The sequence below is a fragment of the Gardnerella greenwoodii 00703Dmash genome, assembly GCF_000263635.1.
GTDB lineage: Bacteria > Actinomycetota > Actinomycetes > Actinomycetales > Bifidobacteriaceae > Bifidobacterium > Bifidobacterium greenwoodii.
Window position 1 is genome coordinate 64,760 of record NZ_ADEV01000009.1, and the last position, 24,889, is coordinate 89,648.

A 24,889-nucleotide genomic window follows, 5' to 3' on the forward strand; every position below is an offset into this window, starting at 1 on the left:
AACCTTATGTTGAAAGTCATCATAGAAATAATTATTGGCATTGCATGGGTTGCTTTTGGCGCGTATATGGCTAAAAAACCTAAAAACACTAAAGTGAATAAGCGTTCCGATTATTCAAGCGATGGAAAGAAAAAGAGCGATCAAAATAATGATTCTGCCTATACTTCTGACGATGCTTCTACGGACGATTCCAGCGATCAAGATGTAGTTATAGAAAGCATTGATGAAGATAATAACAGTGATGATGCTGTTGCTAAAGATGAGTCTAAAGATGAGTCTAATAGTAAAAACAAAGATAAGACTTCTTCAAAGTTTGCAAAAAAAATAAAAGATTTGGCAGACTATTATAGTGACGATGATGACCTCGGTGACCTCTTTAGCGATATATTAGAAGCTAAGAAGAAACTAGAAGACGAAGGCGATTCGCCAAAAAATAGCGATACTAGCGAAAATAGCGATACTAGTGAAGATAGTAAAGATAGTAAAAGCAATAAAAGCGATGATGAAGGCGCAAAAAATAAGGAGTATAAGCATTTTATGAGATTAGAGTTTAACGTAGGTAAATTTATTGGTGGCTCAAGAAGATGGCGCTGGCTTTTTGTTGCAATAGTAATAGCAATAGCTTTCGTAGTGGCAATAGTTTTTGGTCTTTCAAAGTTTATTACTGATTGCATGTGGTATGCTCAACTCGGCTTCGAAAGCGTAATTTGGATTCAATTGGCTGCAAAAGTAGGAGTTTGGGTACTATACGCTGTACTGATGTCCGCTTTCGGTTACTTGTCTGCAGCTTTAGCGATTAAAGCTCGTCCGACTAATGCAGATGGCTCTTATATTCGCGTGCGTGGAAATGTTATTGACTTAAAGCATGGAATAAGCTCTAAAGTTGCGTTACATGCTGCTGGTATTGTTTCGCTAATTGTTGGCGCAATATTTGGTTTCCAATTCTACAATCACTGGGTGCAAATCTTACTTATGTTCAACGCTCAGCCTTTCGGAATTAAAGATCCACAATTTGGAATCGACAATGGTTTTTACGTGTTTGTGCTTCCAGGACTAAGGTTATTTGTCCGTGCTTTTGTTCTTCTTTTAGTAATATCCCTTATTTTCTCTATTGTTTCGCACTTGCTTATGGGTGGTATTCGCTTTACTATGCCTGTTGCTGGCAATGGAATATTGAATATTACTAACCGTGCTCGCAGGCAAATTGCAATATGGTTTATGCTTGTGATTTTATCTTGGGCAGTTTTGCAAATTTTAGACATGTTCTCTGTAGTAACTCTTGATGGTTCAAGAATTACTGGTGGATCATACACGGATATGAACGCTGTAGTGCCTGGAAGCATAGTAATGGCAGTTGTAACAGTTTTGGTTGGTGCTGTTCTTGCGTTCTGGTTTATGAAATCTCATGCACTTTCTGGTGAAGCTCCAATAGCGCAACGTTTTAAGAGTGCTGTTAAAGCTTGGAAAACTCCAACAATTGCTTTGGCTTCTTTAATTGCTTGCTCAATTGTTATATCTTTTGCTTGGCCTGCACTTTTGCAGCGTTTTAAGGTTGCTCCTAACGCTCAGGAAATGGAAGCGCCTTATATTCAGCGAAATATTGATGCTACAAAGTTTGCTTACGGTTTAAACAATGTAAAGAAAGAATCGTATAACGCAACTTCTCACGGAAAATCTGGGGCATTATCTGCAGAAGCAGAATCTACTGCGCAAATTCGTTTGCTTGATCCTCAAGTTACTTCTCCAACCTTCCGTCAGCTTCAGCAATCAAAGCAATACTATACGTTCGCAGATACTCTTGCAGTAGACAAGTATGATATTGATGGAGTGAGTCAAGATACTGTTATTGCTGCTCGAGAACTAGATTTAGCCGGAAATGACAATCGTAACTGGGTTAATGATCACACTGTTTACACTCACGGCTATGGAATTGTGGCAGCTTATGGAAATAAAGTAACTGCAGACGGTCAGCCGCAATTTATGGAGTATGGTATTCCAACTCAAGGTAAGCTTACGAAGTTGCAAAAATATGAGCCTCGTATCTACTTCTCTCCAAATGCTCCAGAATATTCCATTGTCGGTTCACCAAAGGGCACAGCTCCGTGGGAGTTTGATTATCCAACTGGTTCTCAAGGTGCTTTAACTACTTTTAAGGGCAATGGTGGTCCTCGTCTTGGAAACTTCTTCTCAAAGCTGATGCATGCTATTCGTTTTGAGTCAGATCAGATTCTCTTCTCGGATCGCGTGACTGCAAATTCGCAAATTTTGTACGATCGAGATCCTAAGACGCGTGTGTCTAAAGTTGCACCATACTTGACTTTGGACGGCCGAGTGTATCCTGCTGTTGTAGATGGCCGAGTTAAATGGATTGTTGACGGATACACTACTTCTGACGCTTATCCATACTCTAAAATGACTGATTTTGGCAGTATTACGCAGGATTCAACTACAACAACATCTCGCTCAATTAAAGGCTTAACTAATCAGCGCGCAAATTATATTCGCAATTCAGTAAAAGCCACTGTTGATGCATACGATGGTTCGGTTGATTTGTACGTTTGGGATACCAAAGACCCTGTGATTAAAGCTTGGAAATCAATATTCCCAGGGCATTATCACGATATTTCTAAGATTTCTGGCGATTTGATGAAGCATTTGCGCTATCCGGAAAGCCTGTTTAAGGTTCAGCGTTATTTGCTCGCAAAGTACCATGTAGATACTGCAAGTCAGTTCTTCTCTGGCGAAGATTTTTGGCAGACTCCAGTAGATCCTACAGAATCTCAAAGTCTTCAGCGTGAGGATATTTTGCAACCGCCTTACTATTTGACTTTGCAAACTGGAGATGCAAAGAAGCCAGTATTTTCACTAGTTTCTACATATATTCCTGCAGGTAAGATTACTCGCGAAATTTTAACTGGTTTCTTGTCTGTTGATTCAGATGCCGGGGATACTCCGGGAAAGATTGGACCAAACTATGGTAAGCTTCGCTTGCAGGAATTACCTAAGGTTTCTAACGTTCCAGGCCCTGGTCAAGCTCAAAACAACTTCAACGCTAACGCGAATGTTTCTAAAGAGCTGAATTTGCTTGAATCTGGTTCTACAAAAGTTAAGCGAGGAAACTTGCTTACTTTGCCTCTTGGCGGAGGACTTGTTTACGTAGAACCTGTTTATGTGCAATCAAGTGGTTCTACAAGCTATCCGTTGCTTAAGAAGGTATTAGTTGCTTTCGGTGATCAGGTTGGTTTTGCAGATACATTAGATGAAGCTCTTGATCAAGTATTCGGAGGAGATTCCGGAGCCTTGGCAGGAGATGCGTCTAATAAACCTGGAGAATCTGGCGAAAATGGAGAGAAGACTGGCAAATCTTCTGCAGCTGTTAATCAAAAAGATTCAGGTTCCAATAGCTCAACGAATAAGCCTTCTAATAAGCAAGAAGGTTATACGAATCCTCAAGTAAAGGCTGCTCTTAAGCGAGCAGCTCAAGCGCTGAAAGATTCCGATGCTGCAATGCGTGAAGGTAATTGGGAAGCGTATGGCAAAGCTCAAAAGGAATTAAGCGATGCTATTGGCGAGGCTATGAAAGAAGAATCTGCAAAGTAGTAGAATTGCCGTTACTTATCCGTTATTATCTCAGTTTTGCAGCTGAGATAATAACGGAAATTGCTAAATGTGCGTTACTTTCTCAGTTTGTTAGCTGAGTTTTTAACGGTGTTTTGCTTATTACCGTTACTTTCTCAGTTTGTTGACTGAGTTTTTAACGGTGTTTAAAGCTGGTTGTCTGGATCTTCGTCATCGCTTACAGGGCCTAGAAGAATATTTTCGCAAGCATTGATAATGGTCATAAGAATTGTAGTAAGAGCAATTATTGCGATTGTTGCAGAAAAAATAAGCGGAGTCCTAAACGAGTTATAAGCAAACTGTAGCCAAATACCTAATCCGTTTCTTGCTCCTAAATATTCTGCTGTTGCTGCGGTTCCAAAAACGTATGCTGCGCTGATTCGAATTCCGCCAAAAATTTGTCGTGCTGCAACTCGTAGCTTAACGTGCCACAAAGTCCATGTTTGACTAGCTCCGCACGTTAAAGCAACATCGCTATAAAAGCTTGGCACAGCATCTAATCCGCGAATTGTTTGCACCGCAATAGGGAACATGCTAAAAATCATAACTATTGCAATTTTGCCAGACATTTCAAAACCAAACCAAATAAGAAAAATTGGTGCAATAGAAATAAGCGGCATGGTTTGAGCTGCGCATAAAAGTGGGAAAAGTGCAGATTTTATAAGTTTAAAAACGTGGAAAGCAACGCCTAAAAGAATGCCAACTAAAATAGCTAACGCAAAACCAATAAGTGTTTCCTGCGTTGTTATTAAAGCTGCAGGCCACAATGTTGGTAAAGCTTCAACAGTGGCTTCTGCAATAGAAGTTGGTGTAGGAATCAAATTTTGTGATATTCCAGAATATGTGCATGCTATTTGCCACAAAATAAGCAGAATTATTACGGATATTATAGTTGGCAGATACTTTAAAAGCATGCGTTTTAAACGCGATTGCGTCATATAAATTCAATTCCTTTCGCTTAAAAATGCGATTGCTGCCCCAATCGCCACAATAAAACGAGATTAGCACGTATATTCTATTAGAACCGCACAACTTAAGATGTACCTAAGTAAGTTTTGCTTATTTGTCGCTTATTTCGTGCATAATCTAAATGTTTCGTGAGTCAATGTGTGGCAAACCGCAGCAAAGTTTTTCTTTGCTCGGGGGCATTGAACGGCGCGGGCTAGGCCCTTGATACCGTTTTCTGCCAAGTTCGTGTCACTTTCCCAGAAGAACGGTACTAGAACAAAAGTAGGGAACTCATGAATATGCGTATTTTTAAGCGTACTCTTGCTGTTATTCTTTCTGCATGCTGTGCATTTTCTTTCTCGGCATGTGGATCTACTGGCGCTAATAATAACGCTAATCTTCGCAAAGTATCTTTTATGCTATTTTGGGCGCCGGATACTAATCATATTGGTATTTATGTTGCAAAGCATAAGGGCTGGTTTAAAGATGCAGGTTTAGATGTAAATATTCTTGCTGTTGCTCAAACCGGATCTGAACATGCTGTAGATAGTGGTGCTGCAGACTTTGCGCTTAGCACTTTAACTAATGCTGCTGATTTTTCCACTAAGGGAGCAAATCTTGAGCAGGTTATGCAGGTTCAGCAAAAGCCAAGTGCTATTTGGTGTTCGCTTGCAAAAAACAATAAGATTCATTCTCCAAAAGACTTTGACGGACGTACTTTTGCAACATTTGGTTCCGCTGAAGGTGATGCTGTTATTCGCAGAATGATTCAGCATGATGGTGGCGAAGGCAAGTTCGATAAAGTAACAGTTGGTACTTCTACATTCCGCACTCTTGAATCAGGTAAGGCTGATTTTGGTGGATTCTACGGCACTTGGGAAGGTGTTCAGTCGGAGATGTTTGGACCTAAGCTTCGCTGCTTTATGGAAGGCGATTATGGTGTTCCTGGCCAACCAGACACTATTGGCATAATTACTAATAAACGCACTATTGCTAAGGATCCTAAGCTTGTTCGTGCATTCGTTCAGGCTGCAAAGCGTGGTTATGAGTATGCTTATGCTCACCCGGATGAAGCTTCGGATATTTTGGTTAAGGAAGCAAAAGATGCAAACCTTGATCCAAAGTTTGTTAAGCGAAGCATGAAGATGATTGTCGACGGACAATATTGGGGCAATCGTGCCGATATTAAGAGTGGAAAGTTTGTTTTTGGCACTAGCGATGTAAAGGGAGCTCAGGCTTACTTTGACTTCTTGAGTAAAGAAGGCGCTTATACTGATGCTAAAGGCAAAGTAACAAACAAAACTCCTCAAGCTAAAGAGTTGTCTACAGACAAATTCCTAAAGTAATTTCACCAATGGCGTAAGTCTTGGTAGAATAGTTTTCAGTATATGAGGGCGTATCGGGTAGTTGTGCATTTACGTCAACTACAATCGATACGCCCATTTCGTTGTTCTGTTGCCTTTATGAATGGGGAGTGGGTATACCATGGCGTCGGATTTTTGGCTTATTGCTGGATTAGGAAATCCTGGAACAAAATATGAGGGAACACGCCATAACATGGGTTTCATGGTTGCGGATGTGCTTGCTGAACGCTGGTCTGTTCAGTTTTCCGATCATAAAGGTCTTTCTAAACTCGGCAAAGGTGTTATGAATCTTGATGGTCGAACTGCTAAGTTCTTCCTTGCCAAACCCTTGACATTTATGAACAATTCAGGAGCTGCTATTTCATCTATAAGCTCCTACTATCAGATTGAGCCGGATCATATTGTGATCATTCACGACGATATGGATTTAGATTTTGGGCGCATTAAAGTAAAGGCCGGCGGTTCTGCAGGCGGACATAATGGAATTAAGTCTATTGATCGCTCTCTTGGAACACAGCAATATGCTCGCGTTCGAATGGGTGTAGGTCATGCTCAGCGCGGTGCTCATGCACACGACAATACCGTTAATTGGGTGCTTGGCGGATTTGCTGGAGCTCAAAAATCCGAGCTTCCAAACTTTTTAGCAGACGGAGCAGATGCTGCAGAAAGTGTTATTTTCCATGGTCTAGCAGAAACTCAGGAGCATTTTAATGGCCGCTAATAACAGGTCAATAAAAATGGTTGCAAAAAACTCAAAAAATATTGAAACAGAAGACTCGTCAATCAATTTGCATGATATTTTGCTAGATTTATGCAGTAAAGATGAAATATTTAGTGCATTATCTAAAAATAATATTGATTCAATTAACGAGTTTCAAAAAACTGCAGAAAGTTGCGAGCTTAATATTGCAGCACCTCTTGGAGTGCGACCGGCTCTTGCAGCTTCTCTTGCAGAAAATATGCCTGTTGTTGTTATTGTTCCTTCTAGCAAAGATGCGACAGATTTCACTGAATCTCTTCGCGACTGGTATAAGGGTAATCCGCAAGACGTTGCGCAACTAGAAGCATGGGAAACTTTGCCTCACGAGCGTCTTTCACCTCGCGCAGATACTGTTGCAAGCAGAATTGCAGTATTTCGTAGGCTTCGCCATCCAGAAGAAGGTAGTTCTTTATTTGGGCCGATTCGAGTTCTTGTTCTTCCTGTTCGATCTCTTATTCAGCCAGTTGTTTCAGGACTTGGAGACGTAGATCCGCTGGTTTTTGAGTGCGGAAAAGAACTTTCTATTACAGACGCAACTAAGCGGTTGGTGGAAAATGCTTATACGCGCGTTGATTTGGTTATGGAGCGCGGAGAATTTGCTGTTCGAGGCGGAATTATCGATGTTTTCTCGCCGACTATGACGCATCCTGTGCGTATTGAATTTTTTGGCGATGAAATTGATACTATGAAACAATTTCATGCTTCAGATCAGCGTACCTACGGAAATAATATTGAAAAACTTTGGGCAACTCCTTGTAGAGAATTGCAGCTTACGGAAGAAATTTGTAAGCGTGCTCGCTCTCTTATTGGTGCTATTCCTAATGCTGATGACATGCTTGAATCCATTGCAAATTCTATACCGGTAGAAGGTATGGAATCCTTGCTGCCTGCATTAGTTGACAACATGGAATCAGTGCAAAACATGTTTTCTAAAAATGCTGTAATAATGCTATCTGACCCGGAAAAATGCCGAAGAGCAGCAGAAGATGTTACATCCACAGCAAACGAGTTTTTGGCTGCTAGCTGGCATGTTGCAGCTTCAGGATTAGGTTCTGGCGCTCCTATTACTTTCGATCAAGCAAACTTTTTAGATTTTGACGAAACTGTTTCTGCATTAGAATTTTCTAATCATGATGTTTGGAAATTAACATCATTTGGAGTAGACGATACTCTTGCTGGAAATATCTCTTTACCTGTTAAAGCTCCTGAAGAATTTAGGGGAGATGCTTCAAAAGTTTCAGGAGGAATATCATCTCTTATAGATGACGGTTTTGCTGTAACTATTACTGCAGCAGCTTCCGGTACTCTTTCTAGATTAAGCAGAGCTGTTAGAACAACAGGAGTTGCAAGCTTTAATACGGTACGTTCTTCTTTAAGCGACGGTTTTATTGATACAAAAGCGCGTATAGCTGTTCTTACAGAGCGCGATTTAACTGGTAAATCTTCTGCTTCAACACAATTAAAAACGCCAAAACGCAGGCGTAAAGCAATTGACTTAATGGAACTAAATCCTGGAGATTTCGTAGTACACGAGCAGCATGGTATCGGGCGTTTTATTGGCATGAAGCAGCGAAATATTGCGGTTTCTGGCGGTAGTGCAACTCGTGAATATTTAGTAATCGAATATGCGCCAAGTAAACGTAACGCTCCAGCGGATAAATTATTTATTCCAACAGATCAGCTTGATTTAGTTAGCAAATATATTGGTGCAGAAATACCAAAACTTAATAAGCTTGGTGGCTCAGATTGGGCTCAAACTAAAGCCAAAGTTAAAAAGCATGTTCACGAAATTGCGGAAAATCTTATTAAACTCTACTCCGCACGTCAACGCTCACGCGGTTTTGCGTTTAGTAAAGATACGCCTTGGCAAAAAGAGTTGGAAGACGCATTTCCTTATCAAGAAACTGCAGATCAGCTGACAACTATTGACGAAGTAAAAGCGGACATGGAAAAACCAATGCCGATGGATCGCTTAATTTGTGGCGATGTTGGTTTTGGAAAAACTGAAATTGCGTTGCGTGCAGCTTTTAAAGCTGTGCAGGATTCCAAGCAAGTTGTTGTTCTAGTTCCAACAACATTGCTTGTTCAACAGCATTATGAGACTTTTACGAATCGTTTTGAAGGCTTCCCTGTAAAAGTTGCTGCAATGAGTAGATTCCAAACAACTAAAGAAATTGAAGAAACTTTGAGCGGTCTTCAAGACGGAAGCGTTGACGTTGTTATTGGAACTCATAAGCTTTTAAACCCTAGTATTAAGTTTAAAGATTTAGGATTAGTAATTATTGACGAAGAGCAGCGTTTTGGAGTTGAGCATAAGGAAACATTAAAAGCTTTGCGCACAAACGTTGACGTATTAAGCCTTTCGGCAACGCCAATTCCTAGAACGCTTGAAATGGCTGTAACCGGTATTCGTGAAATGTCTACTCTTGCTACGCCTCCAGAAGACCGTCTTCCGGTGCTTACTTTTGTTGGAGCGTACGAAGACGCGCAAGTAGCTGCTTGTGTTAAGCGAGAATTGTTGCGCGGAGGACAGGTTTTTTACGTTCACAACCGCGTAGAAGATATTACTTCTGTCGCGAATAAAATTCATGAACTTGTGCCGGATGCTCGCGTTTCTATTGCGCACGGAAAAATGGGTGAAAAGCAGCTTGATGCTGTAATTCGCGATTTTTGGCATAGAGATATTGACGTGCTTGTGTGCACTACGATTATTGAAACTGGTCTTGATATTTCTAATGCGAATACGCTTATTGTTGATCATGCCGACAGATTTGGTTTAAGCCAATTGCATCAGCTTCGCGGTAGAGTTGGACGAGGACGTGAGCGCGCATACGCTTACTTCTTGTATGATCCGACTAAGCCAATGACTCAGCAGTCTCACGATAGGCTTGCAACTATTGCTCAGCACACGGCGTTGGGATCTGGTTTTGACGTTGCTATGAAAGATTTGGAGCTGCGCGGAACCGGAAATTTGCTTGGAGATGAGCAAAGTGGGCATATTGAAGGCGTCGGTTTTGATTTATACGTGCGCATGGTTTCAGATGCTGTTGAGCAGTATAAGGAGCCGGAGCGTGTTCAGCCTGTTGCAGTAACTATTGATTTACCTATTGAAGCTTCGATTCCGGTTGATTATATTGCTTCCGACAAGCTTCGTTTGGAAGTGTACCGCAAGCTTGCTTGCGCAAGTAATGATGACGATTTGAATGATATTCACGACGAGTTGTTGGATCGTTTCGGTAATCCTCCTGAAGCGTTTGGCGCTTTGTGTGATGTTGCGCGCTTGCGTTTTAAGGCTAGAGAGCTTGGTATTAGTCAAATTACTTCTCAAGGAAAAACGGTTAGGGTAGTTGGTGTTAATCCAAAAGATTCTGTGCTAATGCGAATGCAGAGAATTTATCGATCAATGCAATACCGTCCGGTTACTCATATGCTTATTATTCCAGCGCCTTTTGAATCTTCTCTTGGGTCTAGCGCAATGAGCGAGCATGAAATACTTTCCTGGGTGCGTCAGCTTCTTGATGACATAGCTTGGTAAATTTGTTTGTGTTTATTTTATAAATAAAGGCGGCCGCTTATTTTGCAGTCGCCTTTATCAATTTTTTTTTGCGTTTACTTATTGCAACGCTTCTCTAAGCTCATCTTCTATTTCACTATGATTTACTGGACGATTTTGAGCGTCAAGATGTTCGCGATTAATATGCCATTGCTTAGCAATCTCACCATTTTTAATCATAAGAATTCGGTTAGAAAGTCTTACAGCTTCCGCAATATCATGCGTAACCATAAGCGTACTCCAGCCGTATTTTGCTTGAAGCTTATTAAGCAAATCTTGCATATCAAAGCGCGTAAGAGCATCCAAAGCGCCAAAAGGCTCGTCAAGCAACAATAATTCAGGATTTCTAACTAAAGCTCGAGCTAAAGATACGCGCTGCTGCTGTCCACCAGAAAGCTGAGATGGCCACTTGTTGTCGTAGCCTTCAAGCTGCATTTGGCAAAGTGCTAAATGTGCAATATCTTTAAGTTCTTGCTTACTAGCTTCCATACCAAAAACAACGTTTTGGCTTACGGAAAGCCAAGGTATTAATCTGGCGTCCTGGAAACCAATAGCCTGACGACTTGTGGCATTAATGCTACCTTCGCTAGGAGTAAGAAGTCCTGAAATTATTTTCAAAAGCGTTGTTTTCCCGCAGCCAGATCTTCCTACAAGAGAAACAAACTCACCTTGCTTGATGCTCATCGTAACGTTTTTTAACACGAAAGTAGAGTTATCTGCAGAATTATTTTCAGCATTCTTAATTGCGCTGCTACTTTTGTCGTTGTTAAAAGAGATTCCAAGATTCTCTATAGTAACGCAGTATGTGTTATTTTTCGCGTTAGATGCAAGAGTTTGTGTGGAAGATTCTTTAGAAACTTCACAAGTCTCTTTAGAAACTTCCACAGTATCGTTTTCTGCAGTGCGCTTTTGAAACATGTTCTTGAAACTAGTCATTGTTTATGAGTTAGTAGATGTTTACTTGCTGCAGTCCATTACAGAATCATCCAAATTCTTTGGAGCCTGCTTAATCAAACCGTACTTAACGTATTCTTTAGCTTGAACCTTCATCATTTCCAAGCCTTTAGCGTCAATTGGGCGAATCGTTGGATTATCAAACTTTTCAATCTGCTTAATAATCGTGTCAGATGCTCCAAGCTGCTTATAAGCGTTACCTATAACATTCTTTTCCTTGTGAGACTTCTTTGCTTCGCGCACAAGAGCCTTATACATTTTCTTCACAAGCTCAGGATGCTTCTTAGCGAAGCTCTTGGAAACAATATGAATAGTAACGTTCATATTGCCGTACTTCTTAGCGTTTACAAGCAACTTAGATCCAGGAGTTGTCATAGCTGCTGCAAGATTCTGGTCGAACGAAGAAATTGCGTCAATCTGACCAGAAGAGAAAGCAGCCTGGAAGTTTCGAGGATTCATCTCAACTTTTTTAACTTTAGAAACGTCTAAACCGCTTTTATCAAAAGCGCGATGAAGCATGTAGTCGCCAGTGTCGCCATTGTGAATAATAGCAACTTTCTTTCCATACAAGTCTTTTAAGCTTTTTACGCCACTTTTTGCAGAGGCTACAATTCCCTGGGAATCACCATTGTAGTATTCGAGAGCAAAAGCAACCCAAGGCTGACCTTCGGCAATAAGATCAATAAAACGGCCAGTTCCTGTAGTTGTTGCATCTGCGCTACCGCTCATTACTGCAGTAAGACCATCAACTGGAGTATAAGGACCAGTGTAAGTAACCTTAGACTTTCCAAACTCTTCCTGTAAGAACTTTTCGTTCTTCAATGTAGTTAAATAGTTTGCTGTAGAAAGATAAGCAACACGCATAGTGCCAGTATCTTCTTTTGTAGAAGACGCGTTGCTTGAAGATTTCTGAGCGCTTCCGCATGAAGCTAGTGCAACTGCTGCACAAAGAGCACACAATGCGCAAATAGCGCGCTTGCTTGCGCTTTTTAATTTGAGATTAACCATAGTTGGCTCCTTTTTTGTGTTTATTATTTTGTGTTTCTTGTTTCTTGTGTTTATTTTTAGGAAATTCTTCGTTCTGGCATTAGTAAGTATTCGAAAATATTCGCCGTAATTTCGGATCCAAGACCTGCAATTGCGTACATGATTATGCAGGCCATCATCTGATCCGGTCTAAAGAATTGTTGCGCTCTCGAAAGAATATAGCCGATTCCAATAGAAGAATTAACTGTTTCGCAGGTAACTAACGCAACCCATGCTACGGAAATCGAAAAACGCAATCCAGTCATAAAATTGGCAAGAGTTCCGCGCATAAAAATAGTGGTGAAAACAGTTGATTTTTTAATATGATAAGCCTTAGCTAGTTCAATAAGGCGAGGGTCAATATTACGAACACCATCGCGAATATTTACATACATAGGACCAAAAACGCCCACCGCAATAAGCATAATCTTCATAAGCTCATCAACGCCAAGAAAAATAATAAGAAGAGGAGCTAAAGCAGGGAACGGTATTGAACGTATCATGTGGCTAGGCTTGTTTATTATTGTTTCACCTATTGCGCTTCCTCCAGAAAGAATTCCGGCAGGAAGAGCAAACGCAATACCCAAAAGAAGACCTGCAACAACCCTAAAAATGCTTATTGCAAGAGACGGCCACAGTATTCCCTCATTGTGCAAATCTACGAAAGCTTTAATAACTTCGAATGGGGAAGGCAAAGCGCGGTTTTCAACAGGGCCGAGAGTAATAATAAACCAGCAAAAAACTATAACTATTGTAGAAAGCCAAGCGCTAAAAGATTTTAACGACTTATTTGCCTTTTTATTTGCCTTTTTATTCGCTTGCTTGCTGTTTGCAACATACTCAGTTTTGCGCTCGCGAAAATGGATATTCATCCGACATCCCTTCGATAGTACTAGCTATATCAGGTTCGACGGGTATGTTCTCAGCAATATCCGCAAAATCATATGAATGCGTAAGGTTGCACCCCGTGTCAGTTCGCTATTATGGCGCACAGGCATGGACAAAACTTACAAATTCGCGACACGTGAACTTTCTCGGCATAAACACTTGCCAATAGAATATAACGTCCATAAAACGCACTAATCTTAAAAGAGTCATCACAACCCATAGGTATAAAGGAGTAGTTGTGGCAGCTATTGAAAGCGTATATGCACGCGAAATTTTGGATTCTCGTGGAAATCCTACTGTTCAGGTCTATTTGGAGACCGAAGATGGCGCTCAGGGTATTGGTTTAGTGCCTTCTGGTGCTTCTACTGGTGAAGCAGAAGCTTGGGAGCGTCGCGATGGCGACAAGTCCCGTTATCAGGGAAAGGGCACGTTGGAAGCTGTTAAGGCTGTCAACGAAGTAATCGCTCCTAAGGTTATTGGCATGGATGCCACCGATCAGCGCGCTCTTGATGAAACGATGATTGAGCTTGATGGCACGCCAAACAAGGGCAAGCTTGGTGCTAACGCAATTCTCGGCGTTTCCCTCGCTGCTCTCTACGCTGCTGCTGAGTCTGCTCAGCTTCCGTTGTACCGCTACATTGGCGGCACCAATGGTCACATTCTTCCAGTTCCAAACATGAACATCATGAACGGTGGTGCTCACGCTGATTTTGCAACCGATATTCAGGAATACATGATTTCTCCATACGGTTTCGCAACCTACAGCGATGCTTTGCGCGCTGGTGTTGAGGTTTATCACACCTTGAAGAATGTTTTGAAGAAGGAAGGCTTGGCTACTGGTCTTGGCGACGAAGGTGGCTTCGCTCCAAAGATGAAGTCCAATGAGGATTCCTTGAAGTACATCATGGATGCAATCGCAGCCGCTGGTTACGAGCCAGGCAAGCAGATTGGTATTTCTCTTGACGTTGCTTCTTCTGAGTTCTACAACAAGGAAACTGGTAAGTATCGTTTCGACGGCGAAGAGCGCGAATCTGCTTACATGCTTGATTACTATGAGAAGCTCATCAACGAGTATCCAATCGTTTCCATTGAAGATCCATTCCAGGAAGAAGGCTGGGATGATTGGGCAGAAATCACCAAGCGTCTTGGTGATCGTTTGCAGTTCGTTGGCGATGATTTGCTCGTCACCAATCCAAAGCGTTTGGCTAAGGGTATTGAGCTCGGTGCAGCTAACTCCTTGCTCGTGAAGTTGAACCAGATTGGTTCCGTCACCGAAACTCTCGACGCTATTGAGCTTGCAACCAAGAATGGCTTCACCTCTATGGTTTCCCACCGTTCTGGTGAAACCCCAGATACCACCATTTCTGATCTTGCCGTTGCTAAGAACACCGGCCAAATCAAGACTGGTGCTCCTGCTCGTGGCGAGCGTATTGCTAAGTACAACCGCTTGCTTGAGATTGAGGAAGAGCTTGGTTCTACCGCTCAGTATGCTGGTTACAGCGCATTCAAGGCTTGCAAGAAGTACATGAAGTAACTTTCTATTTTAAGTAACTTAAATCTTCTTAAGTCTTTAAGTTTAAACGGTCAGTCGTGTTTACGGCTGGCCGTTTTTTGTTAAATATTTTTGAAAAAATCAAGACACGCAAAAATTTTTTTGAATTTACTTTTATTCTCGCCATAATAGTGATATTTTTGTGAGAAACTCGAAACAGAAGGAGATGTTTCATTATGCGAAAAGTAGCAGTTATCGGTATGGGAAATGTTGGTGCAGCTGTTGCTCACCAGCTTGTTGTTGGCGGTTATGCCGACGAGTTATACCTGTACGACAAGAATGAAGCTAAGGTTAAGGCTGATGCATTGGATTTTGAAGATTCAATGGATAATTTGCCTTTTAATGTAAACATTACTGTCAATGATTACGATGCTTTGAAAGATGTTGAAGTTATTGTAAGTGCTATGGGCAATATTAAGCTTTTAGACGTTCCAAATCCTGATCGTTTCGCAGAACTTAAACATAATCGTGTTCAAGTTGAAGAAGTTGGCGCAAAGATTAAAGCTTCTGGCTTCCATGGTGTTTTAGTTGATATTACGAACCCTTGCGACGCTATTTGCCAGATTTATAAAGAAACAACTGGTCTTCCTTATGAAAAAGTTATTGGCACCGGAACTTTGCTTGATTCTGCAAGACTTCATCGCGCTGTTGGTAAATTCTTCGGAGTGCATCCAAAAGCAGTGAAGGGCTATAGCTTGGGTGAGCATGGCGATTCACAGTTTGTTGCGTGGTCAACAGTTAAGGTTCTCGAACAGCCAATTGCTGAGCTTGCAAAAGAAAAGAATATTGATTTGAACGCTGTTGATGAGGAAACTCGCCAAGGTGGCTTTACGGTGTTCTATGGCAAGAAGTACACGAATTACGGTATTGCTGCCGCTGCAGTGCGCTTGGTGAACGCTGTTCTTTCGGATTCTAAAGAGCAGATGCCTGTTTCGAACTATCGCGAGGAATATCATTCTTATCTTTCTTACCCAGCAATCGTGGGTCGCGAAGGTATTGTAAAGCAGTGCAAGCTTGATCTAACTGAAGAAGAATTGCAAAAGTTGCAGCATTCTGCAGATACGATCTTAAGTAAAGCTCAAGCAAAATAATATAAAAATAATCTAAAAGTAATATATCGAAGTAATATATCGAAATATTATAAAAGTAATCTAACTAAATAATTAGGTATGAATGGTCAGTTGCTGTTTAGTAACTGACCATTATTATTGTGTTTTTCACGTCGAATACATCAAGTAATTTAGAATGTATGGTTATGAGGAAGCGCCGTACGAAAGCAGCAGGTGAAGAAACACAGTCACCGATGCAGCAGCGTCGACTATTTTCAGGACCGCTTGTTTTTCTACTCATGGTTTTTATAGTTACAGTTGGTTCAATTGAGTGCATTTCTACAGTTAGAAATTATGCGCTAAGTTTGGCAGAACTCCACGCATTGCAGCGCGAAGAGAGCACGTTAAAAGAGAGAAAACGTACACTCAACAATAATATTGAACGCTGGAAAGATAAAGCATATATTGCAGCTCAGGCTCGAGATCGTCTTGGTTTTGTTTTTCCAGGGGAACAGGCAGTTAGAGTGGAGCATCCTGAAGCTGTAACAGGCACATTGCCTAATGCGTTTGCGCAGGAAAATAGTGAAACTAAGAATCGTCCCGTTCTACCTTGGTATAGTGATTTGATGTATGCACTACACAAAGCAGACAAGCCCGATAATTTGCCATTGCAATAAAATTACAGAAAGCTGTGCTGGGAAAAATAAATATGCCAGAAAGTTCAAATATTATGCAAAAAAATGACAATAATCATTACTCTCCAGAAGATGCTGTAAAGCGTTTACTTAAAAAGCCAGCAAGCGATGCTGAACGTGCGATTGTTCAGAAGCAGCTTGGAAGATTTCCGAGGGGAATGGTTGCTGTTGGTGCGCGCTGCGTTTGTGGCAGGCCTCTTGCGGTTATAACAAGGCCGTGTTTGCAAGATGGCACACCATTTCCAACTACTTGCTATTTAACGAGTCCCGAAGCTGTAAAAGCAGTGTCTCATGTAGAGGCAAACGGTCTTATGCGAGAATTTAACGCATTATTACAAACTGACGAAGTTGTTAAGAAGCAGTATGAGCAGGCGCATAAGTATTATTTGGCATTCCGCCATGCGTTGGCTGTTTCGTTGGGGGATAGTGAAGAGCATATTAGCGATATGAGTGCAGGCGGTATGCCTGTGCGCGTGAAATGCTTGCATGCTTTGATTGCACAAACTTTGGTAATGGGCAAGGGTGTGAATCCTATTGGTGATATGGTGTTGGAGCGAATTAAGGATGAGTTTGATCCTAGCGTGTGCCGCTGCACAACTCCATGGAGTGATGATTGTGATGCTGAAGAAACGGAAGTTGTTTTGGACGAAAAAAATACTAGAAAAAATACTAGAAAAAATGTTGGTAGTAATAGTGCAGAAAAATCTGTGACTGTTGCTGCAATTGATTGTGGAACTAATTCTATTCGTCTTAAAATTGCGCAAGTTTCCGAGCATGGAATGAAAGATATTGTTCCTAGAATGCTTCGCGTTGTTAGACTTGGGCAGGGAATTGACGAAACGCACCGTTTTGCGGACGATGCCTTAGCACGAGTTCGGGATGCTGCGCACGAATTTTCGCAGGTATTAAAAGAGCATCCGGTTGATGCGATTCGTTTTGTGGCAACTTCGGCTACGAGAGATGCTGAAAATCGTGAAATTTTTGAGCAGATGATGGTTGATGAGCTAGGTGTTCGACCGGAAGTTATTAGTGGTACGGAAGAGGCGTCGCTTAGTTTTCTTGGAGCAACTAGCGTTGTTTCGCGCGATGATTTGCAGCCGCCGTATCTTGTAGTTGACTTAGGCGGAGGTTCTACTGAGCTTGTGCTTGGAGGGGATGGAGATAGTTTGCCTGCTCACAAGGTTGCTGCCGCATATTCGATGAATGTTGGTTCTGTGCGAATGACTGAGCGTCATTTGCATACTGATCCGCCTACTGAAGACGAAATCCAAGCTGCAATTGATGATGTTGACAAGCATATTGACGAAGCTTTCAAAGTTGTGCCTGCTGGTCGAGTGCGCACTATTATTGGCGTTTCTGGAACTGTTACTACAATGGCTGCATTGACAATGGGCTTGAAGCATTATGATCATTCAGCTGTTGACGGAGTTAAAATTGGGCTTGATCAGGCGTACGCGGTTAATAACCGATTTTTGCGCATGACGCGTGAGCGTAGGCGCTCGTATGCGACGATTCACCCTGGGCGCGTTGATGTTGTTGGCGGCGGAGCAGTGGTGTGGAGCCGCGTTCTTGAGCGTTTGGCAAAAGCTGCGTACGAGGATCATGGCGGGGTGCTGGATACTTTTGTGGCAAGTGAACATGGTTTGCTTGATGGCATTACGCTTGATTTAGGGCGCAGGCTGCTTGGTTTAGAACGCTGAGTGGAGTGTGTGTTTTCGCCACGCGCTGAGGATGTTTTAAATATAACTGTGTTTTTTGAACATTCTAGTAAAGTGTTTTCGCCACGCGCTGGCTTGTTCTTTGCAGTGATGTATGGCATAATAATTGATTGCTGCCTCTGTGGCGGAATTGGCATACGCATCAGACTTAAAATCTGACGCCCTTACGGGCTTGTGGGTCCGAGTCCCACCGGAGGCACAAACAAAGCGCTGTACAGTTTTAGCTGTGCGGCGCTTTTTGGTTTTCTGAGTTTTTGGGTAAGCGGCAAAAGTGTATCTGTTATTTGGGGTTATAGGCCAAAAAGTTTGTAAAGCTAAGCTGATGAATATTCTGCGGCACAAGCCACAAGCCTCAACACTGTTAAAAACTCAGTCAACAAACTGAGAAAGTAACACTGATAGCCCAAATACCGTTACTAACTCAGTCAGCAGACTGAGAAAACAACGGTTATGTGTTACTGGTGCAGTACGTAGACTGCGTTAATAACGAATAATTGTGATTTATCGTTACTCGCGCAGTACGTAATCTGCGTTAGTAACGAATAAACGGGGTTATATGTTACTGGTGCAATACGTAGACTGCACCAGTAATAGCGTTTGACGATTTATTATTAAACATTCAGCTAATACCTAATTCGAACGCCACTTAGCATAAGAAATAACCCACATTCGATATACCACGAGCCTTACTACCGTAAGGGTTATGAGCTTATTTTTTACACAGTTTTGTCCTATAATCCAGTTACAACCTATGCTTGGTTTGTGCTAAAATTTTAGCGTGATTTGTTAATGCAAATTTATTTGATACAGTGATATTACATTAGGAATTACAATGATTAGTGATAATAATAAGGCACTAAGGAAGTGCAATAACGTTTTTTGTTCTGAAGTTGGGAAATTACGTCGGTTAAGTTCGATTGCATTTATAATGCTAATTTCTTTTTCTTTAATTTGCTTCAGTGGATGTGCGGATTCAAATGCAGAATTTAAATCATTACAGAAAACTTGTGAGAATTTGAAAGTTAAAGTGAATGCTGCGAGTAAGTCTCTAAAAGATGCTGTAAATGATGCAAAAAATAAAACTAGTCAGATTTCTGCCGGGGATGTAGAAGATTCTTCAGTGCTTGATAACTTGAATTCTCTATTTGATGAAGTTAAGAATGAAGATTTTTCCACAATTTCATGCTTAGCAGATAATGCTGATGATATTAAAAAATCAAATAAAGAACTTAATAATCGTTTAGAAAACTATAAAGATAAAACAAAGCATTTGCAACAAGCTTCCGATGATGTTCAGGTTTCATATAGAAAGCATGTTCTCAGTGAAGCGAAAAAAATTGCGGATGATGCAGTAGGTAAAGTTAAAGATCCTAAAGTTATTGATAATCTTAATGAAGCAATAAACAACAACGATATTGATGCAATTCCTGATGCTGTAAAAGCTGTTAATGAAAGTATTGAGGCAAAAAACAAGGAAGATGAAGAGGCTCGTAAAGAATCTCAGAAAAAGCGTCTTCCAACTACCGTAAGGAAGCAGCCTACAAATAACGTTAATCCACAGCCTCAGGAGCAGCAGCCTCAGGAGCAGCAGCCTCAAACTAATCAAGCTCAGATATCTCAAAATTATGTGCATCCTGGATCTTTCTGCTCACAAGAAGGTGCTACTGGTGTAACAACTAAAGGAACTCCAATGGTATGTATAAGCCGTGATGGTGATAGGCCTCGTTGGAGAAGAGGATAGTTTTTACAAGTTATTTTTTTTTAAATTATCTATTGATGGACAGTAGTGGTTGCTACTGTCCATCAAGGTTATTTATATATTATTTTTTCTTAGACTCTACTTTTATAGAGAAAAAGAAAGTATTTAGAGTTAGAATTGTTCTTATTGATTTATTTTAAAATCACTTGTGAGGTAAATAGAAGATGGAAGCCAGGCAATTAGTTGAGTTATCTAAGCGTATAGATAAGTGGGCAGAACAATTATTGGATACTGGCAAGCGAAATAATCTTGTAAGTTTTAAAGATCGTAAATTGTCTATAGAAATATTGAAGCCAAGTGCAGAAGAGATTTTCCAAGAATTTTCTTCAGGTAATCCAAATCCTTTTACAATATTTGATCCAGCGCAGATTCTTGACAATGAGAATAATGATTATGACGATTCTTCTGTGTCAGATACAAATTCAGATAGTAGAGAAAATAAACGTATTTATAACAAAAACGATTTTCTTAATAGATTCTCTAATGAAATAAGTTCCTCACAAGTTCTTGCTTACAGCACTTATGGTAAGCCTATATCTGCTGTAAGAAATATTATGAAAACTTCTAATGAAATTATGAAAGAAACCGGTATAAATGTTGCGTATATAGCATTTGGATTTATTCATTGGAAAGATACTAATTACGCTGATACTGTTCGTTATGCTCCTATACTTTTAATTCCTATACAGATAACAAATAAATCTCTTGCTGATCCGTACAGAATATCTGTATTTGATGATGAAATTCTTATAAATAAAACATTTTCGTGCAAACTCAATAATGAGTATGGCATAACTCTTCCGGAATATAAAAATGGAACAACTCTAGAAGAATATTTTGAAAGTGTTCAAGATTTAGTTTCTAAATTAGGTTGGGAAATAACCAAAGAATGTAAAATCGGACTTTTTTCTTTCGCAAAAATAAATATGTATATGGATCTTAAGAATAACAAAAATAAGATTCTTAATAATTTAATTGTCAATAAGCTTTTAGGCGGTTCTACAGATTCTTATGACGAATCTGATGAAGATATAGATGAGTCTGAGGTTGGAAAGGATTCAATAATTGATTTATGCAATGTTGTTGACGCTGATTCTAGCCAAATTGATGCTATAGAAATGGCTAAATCTGGTAAAAGCTTTGTTTTGCAAGGCCCTCCAGGAACTGGTAAAAGTCAAACAATAACAAATATCATCGCTGAGTGCCTTAATGATGGTAAAAAAGTATTATTTGTTTCAGAAAAACTTGCTGCGCTAAAAGTTGTATATAACAAAATGCAGCAGACAGGTATTGCTGACTTCTGCCTTCAACTTCATTCAAATAAAGCCAATAAGAAAGATGTTATTAAAGATATATGTAATAACTTCGATATTCAAAAGAATGAAATTAATCAACTAAAAGTTGATGAGGAAATAAATGTTAAAGTAAAAGCAAAAGAGAAATTGGATTCTTATGATTACAATCTTCACAAAATAAATCCTGTAATTAATAAGAGTTTATATGATTTATATGAGCGTCTTGCAAAATTTGATAAATATCCTGATGTTATATGTGAGGTTCAAGATATATCTAAATTAGGATCAGATTATCTCGATAATGCCACTAATCTTTTAACAAAATATGTAGATTATCTTCCTACTATCGGATATGACTATCATGACAATCCTTGGTATGGGTATTTGAATCGAAATCTTTCCATTATGGAAGAAATGCGGATAAAGAATAGTGTTTCTTCTTCTGTTGATACGTTAGAAAAGTTATCGCAAATATCGAATGATATTTCTAAGCGTTATAATATTTGCTGCAAAAATTTGGCAGATATTTTCTTCTGGAGAAGTTTCTTTGAACTTGTTGGTGGTTCGTATTTAATTACTCCTGGTCTTCTAAATAAGCGTAATTTTGATATAGCTTATGATTCTTTGCAAAAATTGCAGTCAATTAGCAATTGGATACATGCTTCGATGCAAAATCTGTCTGACTGCAATGATGATATTTATAAGTTAAATGGTGTAGAGAATTACAGTGACCTGAAACACTTTAGTGGTGCATTATCTAGGATTTTTAACTCGAATTATAAAAAGATTGTTTCTGATATACGATTGTGCAAAAAAGTAAATAAAAAGCCTAAATATTATGAATCTGTTCTTTTAATGAAGAGCTTATCTGATTATCAGAATGCAATGAGTGAATATATTTATATTGAATCTTCTATCAAATCATTGCTTGGTCCAGCGTATAAAGGAATTTATACTAACTGGAATTATGTTAATAACCAAATGGAAGCTCTTAAAAATCTTATTGATAGAGGATACTCATTTGAGTCATTAGAAAAATATTCAAGTTTCTTATCTGAGAATAAATCTTTCATTGAATATTCTAATCAGATTGCTGGTATTCTAAGTGAAAATAATCTTCAAAATCTAAATTATATTTTCAATAGTTTTGACAAGAAGATTGTTGATTTTAATGTTTTAACTTTGGAAGATGCTAAAACTAGACTGAACTGCTGTCTTTCATCTATTAATGGACTGAAGTATTGGTGCGGTTTTAGAGATTTACTTGTTGATATTAAAGAGATTGGTATCCTTACATTTATTAACGATGTTATAAAGAATAATGTTAATGAAGATAGCATTGTAGGGACTTTTAAAAAGCAATTCTATTTGCAATGGATTGATTTACTTATTAGGCAGAATAGTACTCTGTCACAATTTAGTAGACTCTCACAAGATAGAGCAGTAAAAGAATTTGCAGAGAAGGACATTGAGCAGTTTAAAATAAATCAAATAAAGTTGCGTGAGAAGCTTTCATCTGCATGCCCTGAGTCTAATTACGCTGCATCTGGAAGTTCTTTAAGCATACTGTTGCGCGAAAATCAGAAATCAAGAAGTAAAAAGAATATACGCGAACTTCTTGAAGAAGCTGGAGCGCTTGTTCAGAAAGTTAAGCCGTGCTTTATGATGTCACCTTTAAGTGTGAGTACGTATCTTGACTATGATTCTATAAAATTCGATATTGTAATATTTGACGAAGCTTCACAGATGTTCCCTTGGGATGCGATCTGTGCAATAAGTCGTGCCAAGCAAGCTGTTATTGTTGGCGATTCTAAGCAAATGCCACCTACTAATTTCTTTAGCACTGTTATAAATAATGGTGAAGATGATGACGAAGATGATGACGATGTAAGAAGCTTTGATTCTATATTGGATTTAGCTTCTGTTGTTTTGCCGCAGGTCAGATTAAGCTGGCATTATCGCAGTCGCTGTGAGCAGCTTATTGCATTTTCTAACAAGAATTTTTATGATAATAAGCTTATAAGTTTTCCATCTTCTCAGTTTGATTCTGAGGGTCTAGGAATTGATTATTACTATGTTAATGGAGAATTTGATCGTTCTTCTCATAACAATAGGAAAGAAGCTGAGTACGTTGTTGATTTGATTTATAAGAACATTGATAAATATCCTAATAGAAGTTTGGGCGTTGTTGCATTTAGTCAAAGTCAGCAAAATCTTATTGACAAATTGTTGTTCAGGAGGCGTCAATCTACTCCAGAAAAAGAGTTTTTCTTTGATGAGAACAAAGAGGATGCGTTCTTCATAAAGAATCTTGAAACTGTACAAGGAGATGAGCGCGACACTATCATATTCAGCATTGGGTATGGTCCTGATTCTAAGGGTATACTTTCGCTTAATTTTGGACCTTTAAATAAAGAAGGTGGCGAAAGACGCTTGAATGTTGCTGTTACAAGAGCAAAATATAATATTCAAGTTGTTTCTTCCATGCATGCGATGGATATAGATCTAAGCCGCACTGAATCAGAAGGTGTGAGGCTGCTAAGAGAGTATCTAGATTTTGCGGAAAATGGTGAGATTGCTTTACAACGCAGTGAAAGTGTTGGAAGTACGGATCAGTTTGATTCAGACTTTGAATATGAAGTCTGTGAATTCTTGCGAAATCATGGGTTCTCGGTAGACACGCAGGTAGGATGTTCTGGATTCAGGATTGATCTTGGTCTGAAAATGCGCAATAGTTCTAACTATCTTTTGGCTATTGAATGTGATGGCGCTACATATCATTCTTCCAAGAATGCTCGTGATCGCGATAGGCTGCGACAAACAATTTTGGAGAACATGGGTTGGAAATTCTATAGAATTTGGTCAACTGAGTGGTTTAGAAATAAACTAGTTGAGCAGGAGAAGCTTCTGCATGCTGCTAATGATGCTGTAAAAATTCAGCATATTCATGAATTGAATTCGTCAGATAATAACTTACTACTATCTGACGAAGATACAGTTTTGTCCAATAGCTGCTCAGATGACTTGCATATGAATGATTCCATTCATGGAAAACATGTTATGCATGCAGATCTTTCTGATAAATGTGAAGAAAACATGAACAGTTTAAAAGAAAAATCTGTGGAAAATCTTGATGATATTGCACAACCTGTTGATAATAATCATTTTTCTTTTGAAAAATATAAGATGGCTGGCAGTACTAAAGATTGTAAAGATATTTTTGACAAGCATAAGAGCATAGGTTTCAAAGAAATTGTTAAGGATATTCTAGAAGTTGAAGCTCCTCTTTCAGAAAACCTTCTTTTGCAGAGAATTGTTTGGTATTTCCAGCGTGAAAAAGTTTCTTCAGCTGTGCAAAAAAGTTTTGACATAAAAATGCGAGGCTGTGAAGATTTTGGCATCATTCGTCGTAATGGTTTTATGTATTTAAAGGATGCCCATATTGCTTTCAGATTGCCTGGTGATATTCTCCGTGATTTTAAGCAAATTGCACCTGAAGAGATTGGTGAAGGGATGCTTGAGATTATTAGCAAAAATATTAGTGTGGCAAAGGATGGTTTATATCGCTTTATGATTGGGCAATATGGAAAGAAGCGGTTAGGAAGATCTGATACTGAAGCTTTAGATAATGCTTTGGATATGTTGCTGAAATCTGGTCAAATCGTAGATGATGATGGTCAAATAAGATTGAGTTAATATGTGAGAGACCA

At 39.6% G+C, this 24,889-nt stretch carries 14 protein-coding genes, 1 tRNA gene and 1 riboswitch; of the genes, 11 read left to right on the forward strand and 4 right to left on the reverse strand.

The window, feature by feature from the left end; all coding sequences use genetic code 11:
- The first annotated feature begins 6 nt into the window (after window positions 1–6).
- Window positions 7–3,600, forward strand: coding sequence for a UPF0182 family membrane protein (locus NG78_RS01975; protein WP_004134872.1), 3,594 nt, complete (start codon window positions 7–9; stop codon window positions 3,598–3,600).
- A 164-nt stretch (window positions 3,601–3,764) separates the two neighbouring features.
- Here NG78_RS01975 and NG78_RS01970 read toward each other — a convergent pair whose 3' ends face one another.
- The gene (locus tag NG78_RS01970) at window positions 3,765–4,556 is read right to left on the reverse strand and encodes an ABC transporter permease (protein ID WP_004134873.1); all 792 of its coding nucleotides are present in this window, start codon (window positions 4,554–4,556) and stop codon (window positions 3,765–3,767) included.
- 303 nt (window positions 4,557–4,859) lie between these two features.
- Between NG78_RS01970 and NG78_RS01965 the strand changes: the two genes are divergently transcribed.
- The 3 genes from NG78_RS01965 (at window position 4,860) to mfd (ending at window position 10,225) form a co-directional block, all read left to right on the forward strand.
- A complete protein-coding gene (locus NG78_RS01965) occupies window positions 4,860–5,912 on the forward strand; it encodes an ABC transporter substrate-binding protein (RefSeq protein ID WP_004134874.1) in 1,053 nt (350 codons plus the stop codon).
- A 139-nt stretch (window positions 5,913–6,051) separates the two neighbouring features.
- Window positions 6,052–6,651: an aminoacyl-tRNA hydrolase gene (pth, locus tag NG78_RS01960; RefSeq protein WP_004134875.1), complete on the forward strand. Its 600-nt coding sequence runs from the start codon at window positions 6,052–6,054 to the stop codon at window positions 6,649–6,651.
- A gap of 16 nt (window positions 6,652–6,667) precedes the next feature.
- Window positions 6,668–10,225 (forward strand): transcription-repair coupling factor, encoded by a 3,558-nt coding sequence (gene mfd, locus NG78_RS01955; RefSeq protein ID WP_155114961.1) that lies wholly within the window; start codon window positions 6,668–6,670, stop codon window positions 10,223–10,225.
- Window positions 10,226–10,303: 78 nt separating this feature from the next.
- Here mfd and NG78_RS01950 read toward each other — a convergent pair whose 3' ends face one another.
- From NG78_RS01950 to NG78_RS01940, 3 genes are all read right to left on the reverse strand, one after another.
- Window positions 10,304–11,179, reverse strand: coding sequence for an ABC transporter ATP-binding protein (locus NG78_RS01950; protein ID WP_004134877.1), 876 nt, complete (start codon window positions 11,177–11,179; stop codon window positions 10,304–10,306).
- Between the two features lie 21 nt (window positions 11,180–11,200).
- A complete protein-coding gene (locus NG78_RS01945) occupies window positions 11,201–12,205 on the reverse strand; it encodes an ABC transporter substrate-binding protein (RefSeq protein ID WP_004134878.1) in 1,005 nt (334 codons plus the stop codon).
- 56 nt (window positions 12,206–12,261) lie between these two features.
- Window positions 12,262–13,095: an ABC transporter permease gene (locus NG78_RS01940; protein WP_004134879.1), complete on the reverse strand. Its 834-nt coding sequence runs from the start codon at window positions 13,093–13,095 to the stop codon at window positions 12,262–12,264.
- Window positions 13,085–13,201, reverse strand: a riboswitch (TPP riboswitch). (Overlaps the previous gene by 11 nt.)
- 148 nt (window positions 13,202–13,349) lie before the next feature.
- Between NG78_RS01940 and eno the strand changes: the two genes are divergently transcribed.
- The 7 genes from eno to NG78_RS01905 all read left to right on the forward strand — a co-directional run bounded on the left by eno (window position 13,350) and on the right by NG78_RS01905 (window position 24,875).
- Entirely contained in the window at window positions 13,350–14,645 is a 1,296-nt protein-coding gene (gene eno / locus NG78_RS01935; RefSeq protein WP_004111411.1) for a phosphopyruvate hydratase, read from the forward strand.
- 194 nt (window positions 14,646–14,839) lie between these two features.
- Window positions 14,840–15,754: an L-lactate dehydrogenase gene (locus tag NG78_RS01930; RefSeq protein ID WP_004134880.1), complete on the forward strand. Its 915-nt coding sequence runs from the start codon at window positions 14,840–14,842 to the stop codon at window positions 15,752–15,754.
- 158 nt (window positions 15,755–15,912) lie between these two features.
- Complete coding sequence (locus NG78_RS01925) at window positions 15,913–16,389, forward strand: FtsB family cell division protein (RefSeq protein WP_004134881.1); 477 nt, start codon at window positions 15,913–15,915, stop codon at window positions 16,387–16,389.
- A 53-nt stretch (window positions 16,390–16,442) separates the two neighbouring features.
- The gene (locus NG78_RS01920; RefSeq protein WP_050543428.1) at window positions 16,443–18,107 is read left to right on the forward strand and encodes a DUF501 domain-containing protein; all 1,665 of its coding nucleotides are present in this window, start codon (window positions 16,443–16,445) and stop codon (window positions 18,105–18,107) included.
- Between the two features lie 133 nt (window positions 18,108–18,240).
- A tRNA-Leu gene (locus NG78_RS01915) sits at window positions 18,241–18,324 on the forward strand.
- 816 nt (window positions 18,325–19,140) lie between these two features.
- A complete protein-coding gene (locus NG78_RS01910; RefSeq protein WP_230454154.1) occupies window positions 19,141–19,866 on the forward strand; it encodes a hypothetical protein in 726 nt (241 codons plus the stop codon).
- A 182-nt stretch (window positions 19,867–20,048) separates the two neighbouring features.
- Entirely contained in the window at window positions 20,049–24,875 is a 4,827-nt protein-coding gene (locus NG78_RS01905) for a DUF4011 domain-containing protein (protein ID WP_004134886.1), read from the forward strand.
- The last annotated feature ends 14 nt before the right edge of the window (window positions 24,876–24,889 follow it).

Bases quoted from the DNA above. Each gene is read 5' to 3' on its own strand.
- NG78_RS01975 (WP_004134872.1), top strand. From the start codon at position 7: ATGTTGAAAGTCATCATAGAAATAATTATTGGCATTGCATGGGTTGCT.
- NG78_RS01970 (WP_004134873.1), bottom strand. From the start codon at position 4,556: ATGACGCAATCGCGTTTAAAACGCATGCTTTTAAAGTATCTGCCAACT.
- NG78_RS01965 (WP_004134874.1), top strand. From the start codon at position 4,860: ATGAATATGCGTATTTTTAAGCGTACTCTTGCTGTTATTCTTTCTGCA.
- pth (WP_004134875.1), top strand. From the start codon at position 6,052: ATGGCGTCGGATTTTTGGCTTATTGCTGGATTAGGAAATCCTGGAACA.
- mfd (WP_155114961.1), top strand. From the start codon at position 6,668: ATGGTTGCAAAAAACTCAAAAAATATTGAAACAGAAGACTCGTCAATC.
- NG78_RS01950 (WP_004134877.1), bottom strand. From the start codon at position 11,179: ATGACTAGTTTCAAGAACATGTTTCAAAAGCGCACTGCAGAAAACGAT.
- NG78_RS01945 (WP_004134878.1), bottom strand. From the start codon at position 12,205: ATGGTTAATCTCAAATTAAAAAGCGCAAGCAAGCGCGCTATTTGCGCA.
- NG78_RS01940 (WP_004134879.1), bottom strand. From the start codon at position 13,095: ATGAATATCCATTTTCGCGAGCGCAAAACTGAGTATGTTGCAAACAGC.
- NG78_RS01930 (WP_004134880.1), top strand. From the start codon at position 14,840: ATGCGAAAAGTAGCAGTTATCGGTATGGGAAATGTTGGTGCAGCTGTT.
- NG78_RS01925 (WP_004134881.1), top strand. From the start codon at position 15,913: ATGGTTATGAGGAAGCGCCGTACGAAAGCAGCAGGTGAAGAAACACAG.
- NG78_RS01920 (WP_050543428.1), top strand. From the start codon at position 16,443: ATGCAAAAAAATGACAATAATCATTACTCTCCAGAAGATGCTGTAAAG.
- NG78_RS01905 (WP_004134886.1), top strand. From the start codon at position 20,049: ATGGAAGCCAGGCAATTAGTTGAGTTATCTAAGCGTATAGATAAGTGG.